Annotated in this window: 3 protein-coding genes and 1 pseudogene; all 4 read right to left on the bottom strand. The window is 55.3% G+C overall.

Features of this window, described 5'->3' with window-relative positions; all coding sequences use genetic code 11:
- Positions 1 to 838: 838 nt before the first annotated feature.
- Positions 839 to 1069, bottom strand: coding sequence for a DUF7146 domain-containing protein (locus NKI59_RS35255; RefSeq protein WP_502901157.1), 231 nt, complete (start codon positions 1067 to 1069; stop codon positions 839 to 841).
- A gap of 36 nt (positions 1070 to 1105) precedes the next feature.
- The gene (locus NKI59_RS34645) at positions 1106 to 2134 is read right to left on the bottom strand and encodes a D-2-hydroxyacid dehydrogenase (RefSeq protein WP_352709021.1); all 1029 of its coding nucleotides are present in this window, start codon (positions 2132 to 2134) and stop codon (positions 1106 to 1108) included.
- Between the two features lie 142 nt (positions 2135 to 2276).
- Positions 2277 to 3569 carry an LLM class flavin-dependent oxidoreductase gene (locus tag NKI59_RS34640; RefSeq protein ID WP_352709020.1) on the bottom strand — a complete coding sequence of 431 codons (1293 nt, stop codon included), beginning with the start codon at positions 3567 to 3569 and terminating at the stop codon, positions 2277 to 2279.
- A gap of 195 nt (positions 3570 to 3764) precedes the next feature.
- Positions 3765 to 3926 (bottom strand): annotated as a pseudogene (locus NKI59_RS34635) (IS3 family transposase); the annotation flags it as partial.

Raw genomic sequence — 3926 nt, 5'->3', positions numbered from 1 at the left:
GCGCATGTTGCGTAGCTTAGGTTGCACAGCAATTCCAAATGCAGACCGTGGAGCGGTCGCTCGGCCGCGGGTAGGCCGACAACCAGCCAACCACCTCACCATCCCCCTCAGCAAGCCCGCAGGTGGCGGCGAAATCACTGCAAGCAGCAGCTCGTAATACAGCAAGTTGCGGTCTAGTTGCGGACACTTCGCGATTATTTCCCATACATCGGCTGCATTAATCTCCGCCGGTCTTCGGAATGTCATTCGCGGCAACTGGACGTTGAGTGGCTCCGAGAAGCTCTGGCTACAAGTGACCATCCGAATCCTCCCAGGCGAACACCAGTGCGTGTCGCGTTTCACGAAGAGGACTCCTCAAAAATCATGCCAATTGCGCCGAGGGAGCCTTAGAAATATTTTTCTGAGTTTTGCACAATGACTTGACCCGAAGCGCAGCAGGCACCCAGGCCGAAAACGTGTCGCGGATTCGACAGACACGACAGTAAGTGTTGGTTGCCTGACGTTTTCTCAGGAATGGCGACGGGGTTTAACAACGGGACTGGTAGCGGATCATCTTGCGACTGAGGACGGGGCAGGTCCGCCGCTCGGACAGGCGTTCAGCCCCTCGGAACGCGCAACTGCCGACACATTACCCCCTGGCGAGAAGGCTTCGGCGACAAGCCGTGCCTTCTCTTCGTCCGACCGATGGCGCGGCTTGCGTCGGGACGGCACAGGCTCCGCCGTCAAAATCTCGAATGTTCGATGATGGCTCATACTGTCGCTCACAGGATTCTCCGCATGATTCATGCTGAAAATGAGCGATCAACCGCCTGCACGCTACGTGGGGATGCCTACGCGCTTACGCTGGAAAGCACCTCTTTCCCAATCGATAATCCGGCAGAAAGCGCAAAGTTGGCAACGTCGCCGGCAGACGGCGAGAGGCAAGATAAGCTTCGCCGTGCCTGCCGGCGAGCGCAATCGCTCCCGACCAGAGCGCGAGCGCGTCCGCTGCCGTGGTTTTGGGCGCATATCCCGACTTCTCGGGTTGAAGAGCACTGCTTAGAAACGCACAATTTGAAACAGGTCCCAGCGCTTCGCAGTAGTAGTAGGAGTGTGCAATTGCTTTTCACCTAAAGCGAATAGTTTTGTCAACCACATTCTCCAGCGGCTGTCCTGTCACCCAGCGCTCAAGATTTTCGATGAACTTTGCTACGACATGGACTCGCCAGCCATGGAGGTCCGCCGACATATGAGGTGACACGAACACCTGATCCATACTCCAGAAAGGATGACCCTTCGGTAGCGGTTCCACGGCAAAAACATCAAGCAAAGCGCTCCTTATCCGACCATCTTTGAGTGCGTCAAGCAATGCGTGCTCGTCCACCAAGCCGCCACGGCCGATGTTAATGAAAGATGAGCCAGGCTTCATTTGTGAAAACCTCGTCGTGTTCATAACTCCCGCAGTCTCCGAAGTTAGCGGCAAAGATAGAATGACTGCGTCTGCTTCAGGAAGGAGATATTCTAGTTCCTCCATGGAGTGCCTGCGCCCGAAGAGAGGGTCATTCATAACTTGGCGACGTCCGACCGCAATTACATTTACCCCTACTGCGTTTAGTAGGTTAAAAATTTCCAAGCCAATCGCGCCCGGCCCGATCAAGACCACAGTTTGCCCCCGAAGCGGAAGGGTCTCTCTCCTTTTCCATTCCTTGGCATGCTGAAATTTTATGGTGTTTCGAAAATCTTTTGCCACCATCAGCAGTAACCCAAGAACATATTCTGCTATCGGATATTCAAAAACCCCGCGCGTATTGGTTACCACGATCTCCGAAGATGCTAGGTCACTCGAAAGGGCGGCATCAACCCCCACGCCAGCGATATGGATCCATTCGAGTTTTGGAGGTAATGGATTGTTGCGGATTACTGGGTTAAAAATGTCCCAGAGCAAGAACCCTTCAGCATCCTGTAACTCTCGTATTGCGTCGTCCGCGCTTTGAGTGATGACGACATCTGCGAAGTTGTCAGCCTCGCTCAAGAAAGTAGAACTCTGGTCAAATGCCACCGGTAGTAGAGCTACTATTTTTCGTCGGCGCATTTGAATCCTCTCGAAAGTTGAAAAGAAACTAGCCAAGGCCGCTTTGTGGCGGTCGGTATTCATCGCATATGACGTGCATAGGCGTTGCCTTCGGTGGAGCGAAAACGATGTCGGGCGGTCGCGGGCTGGAACCAGCGGTTCGATGATGGGAAGGGTGTTCGAATTCATCCCCCCGCTTTGAGGTGAAAGAAAAATACCGCACTGACTATGCCTTGATCGTTTCTCGCAGACTTGAGCCCGGATACTCCTTACGGAATAAACCGCGCTTCTGAAGGATTGGGACGACCGATCGCGTGAAGGCCTCGAAGGAGCCCGGCATCTCTGTGGGCGTCACGATAAAGCCATCGCATCCCTTATTTTCGAAGAACTCCTGAAGCTCGTCAGCCACGTTCTCGGGCGTGCCGACGACTTGCGGGCAAAGCTCGCTTATAGCAAAACGCTTGGCCACTTCGCCGAGTGTGAGATTGCTGGCCTTGGTGCCTTGAAGAATGACATCGAAGGAGCCGCGAGATCCGGTTTCTGCCGGGATGTCCTTAATTGGCTGGTCTACGGGATATTGCGACAGATCGAGGCCCGTATGGGCCGACATGAAGGGGATAGCGAGCTGAGGATTGACCAAGTCATTGATGTAAGCTTGCTTCTCGCGGGCAATGGATTCTGTTTCGCCAATGATCGGATCTACCGAAACGAGAATGGCGCAATCGTCGGGATTCCGCCCCGCCCTATCAACGCGACCCTTCAGGTCGGCATAGAATTCCTGCATGTCCGGCAACGAATGTTGAAGCGTAAAGACAAGCTCGGCGTAGCTCGCGGCAAAATCGCGGCCGCGCGGTGACGATCCGGCCTGCATAATGACCGGGTGGCCCTGAGGGCTCGGCGGGACGGTGAACACGCCCGTTGCCCCGACGTATTTCCCAGTGATCTCGGTGCGGCGCATCTTTACCTCATCAATAAAGTCGCCGCTTTCCTTGTCGAGGACGAGCGCACCGTCGGGCCACCCCGTCCACAAGTCGAGACAGGCTTTCAGGACCTCCTCGGCACGGTCGTAGCGTTCACTACGCGGCAGGAGCGCGTCCTTGCCAAAAATCTGCGCCTCCCTTTCGATTGCGGAAGTCACGATATTCCAAGCGATGCGGCCGCCGCTGAGGACATCGAGCGAGGAAAGCACGCGGGCTATCGCATAGGGCTCCTGGAAACTTGTCGATATTGTCACACCGAGCCCGATGCGCGACGTTGCCCGTGCCATCACCGCGACAAGCGGGACAGGATCGAGCAGCGACATCTGACCGCCCCGCGCCATGACGGTTTCGTTATAAAAAGACAGAACATCGGCGAAGAAGAATGCATCAAATCTGCCGGCCTCGAGCGTTCGCGCCAGTGTTTCCCAGAACGCTGGGTCGAGAAACCTGTTCTCTGTTTGCGGATGGCGCCACATGGCATGGTGATGGGAAGTGGGCCCCGCCATGAGAAACGCTACGAACTTCATCTGACGCGACATTATGGGCTCCTCCGATTGAGTTTTGACGTATATGTTCACATCGCCGCAAGGGATGTGCCAACCGACGAAGCGTTGGGCTAAATGATTGATTTGCAAAAACACTGTCCTCAATTCGTGCAATGAGGTAAGAACCAAATTTTCTCGCAAAGCGCACAAGATTGTGGATCTGATGGCAGATGACCTGCCACTGAATTTTCATCCGGCTGCAGTTAGAGCCTCGGCGGGTTTTACGCCGTATGGCGCGGGTTGAGCAGCGGGTGATCGGCGGAGCTGGTCGGGGTTGCGCAGCCGATCGTCCGTTGCGGTGAGATTGGCGGCATAAGCCGCAGGCGTGATGTATCCGAGCGCCGAATGTGG

Origin of the sequence: Mesorhizobium sp. M0598 (genome assembly GCF_040320865.1) — a bacterium.
Taxonomy (GTDB): domain Bacteria; phylum Pseudomonadota; class Alphaproteobacteria; order Rhizobiales; family Rhizobiaceae; genus Mesorhizobium.
Note: the sequence above shows the minus strand (reverse complement) of the source record. Positions and strands in the feature narration are given on the sequence as shown.

Excerpts from the sequence above, each read along its gene's own strand:
- NKI59_RS34645 (WP_352709021.1), bottom strand. The coding sequence starts at position 2,134 with ATGAATACCGACCGCCACAAAGCGGCCTTGGCTAGTTTCTTTTCAACT.
- NKI59_RS34640 (WP_352709020.1), bottom strand. The coding sequence starts at position 3,569 with ATGTCGCGTCAGATGAAGTTCGTAGCGTTTCTCATGGCGGGGCCCACT.